Below are 5,249 nucleotides of genomic sequence, written 5' to 3'. Positions count from 1 at the left end.
ATGGCATCGCCAGAATGTAGCTAGTACGGTTTGAGCTAGTATCATCCTGATTCTCTTTGAGCGTGATAGTGTTCAACAGCATTGCTTTGGGAAGCCTCCTCTCCTCTACAATGACTGGTATTCTATTTTTCCGCAAGTCCCCAATTTCTAAGCTAAAACTCATTTAAATTGCCCATTGCCTATTGCCTATTGCCTATTCCCTCCCCTCACCACAATACTGATTCAGCAGACCCTAACTAATTTCATTGTGCAAAAATTAGCGAACAGGTTTTTGGAGCATCCGCCCTCTGACGATGAATTGCTAAATGACGCGGTGTCTGGGACGCCGTAACTTTATAGACAAAATTATACCGCTGTTGATGATAAGATTGGTCAAAATCATAGAAATTGCGTCTCATTTGAGCTAACTCCTCATTTCGATAAGCCTCTAAGGGTTTAAACCGTTCATCCCGTTGCCGTTGTTCATGCTTCAGCGCTAATTGTTGCCCATAAGCGGGATGGTGAGCAAATTCTTCAGCGACGAATTGAATCTGCTGGCGAAAACTGTCAGGTTGATCCGCAAACGCCTGATCAATCAGTCTGATTTTCTGGGCAACTTTAGTCCCCATGGGCATACAAATATCCGTCAATTCCCAGGCTTTTTGAGAACCCACTCGCTTGGGTAAAGAATACGTCCAATATTCTGATCCATATAATCCCATACGCTTATAATGCGGATTTAAAACAATCCCCCGACGGGCATAAACCTTATCCGCTGCTAAGGCTAACATCACACCCCCAGCCGCCGCATTTCCTTGTAACCCTGCAATAACTAGATGACTATCCGTGGTTAGAATGGTATGAATTAAATCATCCATGGCGTTAATATTGCGCCACGACTCATCCGCCGGATTCTCCGCCGCTTCAATCATATTTAGATGAATTCCATTTGACCAGAAATCCTGTCCTCCCATCAAGACAATCACTTTAGTCTTCCGGCTACGGGCATAAATAAAGGCGTCGCGTAATCGTTGGCAGTGATCCGTACTCATCGCCCCGTTATAGAAGTAAAAATGCAGGTAGCCTACCTGATTTTTTTCCTCATACCAGATGTCTTTATAGGTTTGACGATGGGGAGAAACCGTTAACGGGATGTCGGATTCCGGTACAGTTGCTAACTTATCTGCCAATACCAACGCGGCTGGTAATTTTAAGGATAAGCGATTTGGGGTTTTCGGTTTCAGATGAGAAATCCAAACCGCCCCATCAACAGTAGCGCGACAAATCGCCCCGTGGCGTTGGGCAATAATGTCTCCTGGTGTTCCGGTTAAGGTATCTTCAGAATGAGCGCCATAGAGATAATATTTTTTGCCATGAATCCAATCCAATAACCCCGGTTGACTATCGGCAGATCGGATTTTTTGGACAATAGTGGATGTGGAGTCACTACACCAATCAATGGCTCGAAATCGCTGTTTCATATAAGGGCGTAAACACCCCTTCACATCCGGTTTTGTATAATCTAAAGGTTCGGGAGTAAACGTTCCGGACTCAAACCGTTCCACTGTTTGTAAAATCGCCTGAATTGCCGCTTGAGTCAGTTGGCTGCGATACAAACAACTTTTACTCATCGGCTGCATGGGAAAATTAACCGACGCCCAGATATCCCCCGCATCCATTTCTTCATTTGCCTGTAACGCCGTGACACCCCAAGACTCAACATTATTCGCGATCGCCCAATCCAACGCCGAAGGTCCGCGATCGCCTTTTATACCGGGATGGAGAATAATACAGATATGATGCCGCCAAATTGCCTCCGGAATCACCTGTTTGAGCATTGGCGCAATGATTAAATCTGGTTGATAGAGTTCCACGGCTTCTATCATCACCTGATCATTTAAGCCTAATTCAATGGAAACCTGATCACCCCGATACGCCAACTCTAAATGAGTGCGCTGGGTTAAACTATTGTATGCTGTGGCTAAAAGTAATATCTTCATAGATGCAACCTCTGATTTTTATTGAAATAATGTCGAAATGACAAATGACCAATGACCAATGACCAATGACAATTAAACTTTACAGGTTTCACGTACCCGTTTTTTGGATACCGTAGCCGCTACGTTTCTTTGAGTTTGAGAAATGGGAATATCGATACAAAACTCTGTTCCTTCGCCAAGTTGGGAGAAACACTGTAATCTACCCTGATGTGTTTCCACGACAATTTGATAACTAATCGACAATCCTAACCCCGTACCCTGACCCACGGGTTTAGTCGTGAAAAACGGGTCAAACAAATGAGTTTTAACGTCCTCAGAGATACCCTGACCCGTATCTTGAATCCGAATCCGCACCTGATCCGTCTCTTCCAGAACCTCAGTGCTAATCGTGATTTGTAACAGCGGGGATTGATCATCCAGAGCATCAATCGCATTATCCAGGAGATTCATAAACACCTGATTTAATTGCCCGCCATAACACTCAACTTGGGGGAGTTGACCATACTGTTTGATAATCTCAATAGGAGTATGATTCTCCTTGGCTTTGAGTCGGTTACCCAAAATCAGCAACGTATTCTCAATTCCTTGATGGATATCCATTGGCTTCACATCCGCCTCATCCAAGCGGCAAAAATTCCGCAGAGATTTGACTAAATCCCGGATACGCACCGCCCCCATTTTTAAAGACCCTAAGAGTTTGGGAAAATCTTGGATCACAAACTCCAGATTCATTGCTTCAGCTTGTTCCTGAATAGCCGCCGGGGGTTCTGGATAATACTGCTGATAAAGCTTTAATAGCCGCAGCAAGTCTTGAGCATATTGATGAGCGGGTTTGATATTCCCATAGATAAACGACACCGGATTATTCAGTTCATGGGTAATCCCGGCAATCATTTGACCCAAGCTGGACATCTTTTCACTTTGAATCAATTGCGCCTGAGTTTGTTGTAACTTCTGCAAGGTTTGCTGCAATTCCTTCGCTTGCGCCGTCGCCGTGGTTGCGGTGCTATGGGCAGAAGCATAAAGTTGGGCTTGGTCGATCGCGATCGCGAGTTGATCGACAACCGCCGTCAGGAGTTCGACTTCACTCTGACTCCAGGTATGGGGTTCTCGGTAATCAGTACAAACTAAAGCACCAATTTGACCGGAATTCGTTTTCAGGGGGAGAATCAGTTGCGCTGTAACCTGAGACCGAGTTAGGAGTTGACGTTGAGCGGTATTCAAGTCTGGGTCTTTGGTGACATCATTAATCTGAATCATCTCTAAATCCTGGATGGATTGGATCAAAGAGATGACTTCTGGATTCGAGTAGTACCCGACGCGACTGGGTAAACCCGATTTTCGCGCCTCGTGAGTAATGGCAATACTGGGTTTTCCACCGTCTTGGGTACGCCAGAGGAATTGACAGCGATCAAGATTTAACAAGCTGCGAACCGAGAAAACAGCCGTATCCAGAATTGTATTCACATCCAAAGAATTGCGAATCTCTCGCCCTAGATAATTGAGTAAAGCTTCCCGTTGGGCAAAGGAATGAGCTTCCTGTTCCGACTCTTGCAGTGCCTGAAGCGTCTGCTTACAGTCGGTAATATCGTGATAGGTGAGGACAATCCCCGCCACACTCGGCAAACGCAGCAGGTTATTGGCGATGACTTCAAACTCGCGCACCTCACCTGAGGCGTTAGGTAATCGTAATTCAACGGTTACATTAGCGTTAGGGGAATCCAGGGCTTGGGTTAACAGACTATCAGCGATGGGATTATCGTCATTTAAGATAAATTCCCCGATAGTTTTACCTTGCCAATCCTCCGTGTCATACCCCAACACACGCGGTAAGGAAGGACTGGTATAGCGAATCATCCCCTCGCCTGTCACCACAGTGATGAAATCTGAGGCATTTTGCACCAACGCCCGAAACCGTTCTTCACTTTGGCGCAAGGTTTCAGCTTTTGCCTTCTCCACATTCAGGCGTTGATCAAATAAGGAGACAATTAGGGGTAATGCTAAGATAAACAACGTCGCCACAGCGATAAATCGAGCCAGCCACAGGTTATCAATCATTGAGGATGAAGGCAGAACAACGGCATCTGTCCCTTGGAAGCGAACCGCCGCCATCCCGATATAATGCATCCCCGAAATCGCTAAACCCATAACAATCGCACTCGCCAGCTTAGGTAAGATTCTCGCATCAGCCTGGATATGCCGTAGTTGAAACGCTAACCATAAGGCAATAAAAGAGGCTGCGATCGCAACCGCTATTGAAACCGCCACCAGTGTCAGGTTATAATCGGCAACTGCTTCTAATTTCATTGCCATCATCCCCGTATAGTGCATCGCGGCAATCCCTAATCCCATAAACACACTACCTAATAGCAGTTGCAGCCACCTTATATGAGGACGAGAACCCAGCCACAACGCCACTCCGGAACCCAGAATTCCCACCAGCAGCGACACCCAGACACGAGAAAGGTTGTATGATATCGGAATTGGCAAGTTATACGCCAACATACCGATAAAATGCATTGACCAAATGCCAATCCCCATCGCCACCGCACCCCCAGCTAACCACAACTGGCGAGTCCGTCCTTTTGCCACGGTGACACGCCCCACCCGATCAAGTGCGGTGTAGGAGGCAATGATGGCAATAGCAATAGAAAGGAGAACTAGGTTGAAGTTATAGGTAGCCGTCATAGTTGTATCCGTGTGAGTTAGATTACGTTTTACCCGTTGGGATAGGTCGAAAATATCGATGGCTTTAACAGCCATTAGTGGTGAAATGAATTCAACCACTAGAGAGTTGAATCACTGCTGTTAGTGCAGTAGGGTTTCAAGTTACTCACCCGCAGCAATCGCCCCTGCTTTTTTGCCTAAGCCGAGGGAGTCACTACAGGTTTGCTGCTTAAGTTATGCCTACAATCTCACGTTAAACCCCAAAATCCATCCTAATCCTGGCTATCTATTTGATTCGGTTCGATACAACTAAGTTTAGAGACGATGGGGATAGCTATTCAGTAAAACTGACTATACCTAACTCTAAGAAAAACAACCCGTTATTGTCATGACTCTTAAGATTTAGATGAGACTGTATCTTAAGGCATAAAATAACCGTTACCTATGTAGATGAGGACAGGGTTAACCCGCATTTCTCACGAAAGGCGCGATTGCGAATAGCAGAAACCTTACCAGACAAGGATTTAAGCCCATTTATTCACCCCCAGTTGCACAGAACAGTGTGTTGCGCCTTCAAGCCTCTGAATAATCATTTTTCTCAAC

2 protein-coding genes are annotated in these 5,249 nt (G+C 45.7%); both read right to left on the bottom strand.

Annotated elements, in window-relative coordinates; all coding sequences use genetic code 11:
- Window positions 1–242: 242 nt before the first annotated feature.
- Complete coding sequence (locus RIG66_RS07760; RefSeq protein WP_446376794.1) at window positions 243–1,979, bottom strand: hydrogenase maturation protein; 1,737 nt, start codon at window positions 1,977–1,979, stop codon at window positions 243–245.
- Between the two features lie 72 nt (window positions 1,980–2,051).
- Complete coding sequence (locus tag RIG66_RS07755; protein WP_446376792.1) at window positions 2,052–4,742, bottom strand: MHYT domain-containing protein; 2,691 nt, start codon at window positions 4,740–4,742, stop codon at window positions 2,052–2,054.
- Window positions 4,743–5,249: the final 507 nt, after the last annotated feature.

It is taken from the genome of Coleofasciculus sp. E2-BRE-01, assembly GCF_040221695.1.
GTDB lineage: Bacteria > Cyanobacteriota > Cyanobacteriia > Cyanobacteriales > Coleofasciculaceae > Coleofasciculus.
Note: the sequence above shows the minus strand (reverse complement) of the source record. Positions and strands in the feature narration are given on the sequence as shown.

Excerpts from the sequence above, each read along its gene's own strand:
- RIG66_RS07760 (WP_446376794.1), bottom strand. The coding sequence starts at position 1,979 with ATGAAGATATTACTTTTAGCCACAGCATACAATAGTTTAACCCAGCGC.
- RIG66_RS07755 (WP_446376792.1), bottom strand. The coding sequence starts at position 4,742 with ATGGCTGTTAAAGCCATCGATATTTTCGACCTATCCCAACGGGTAAAA.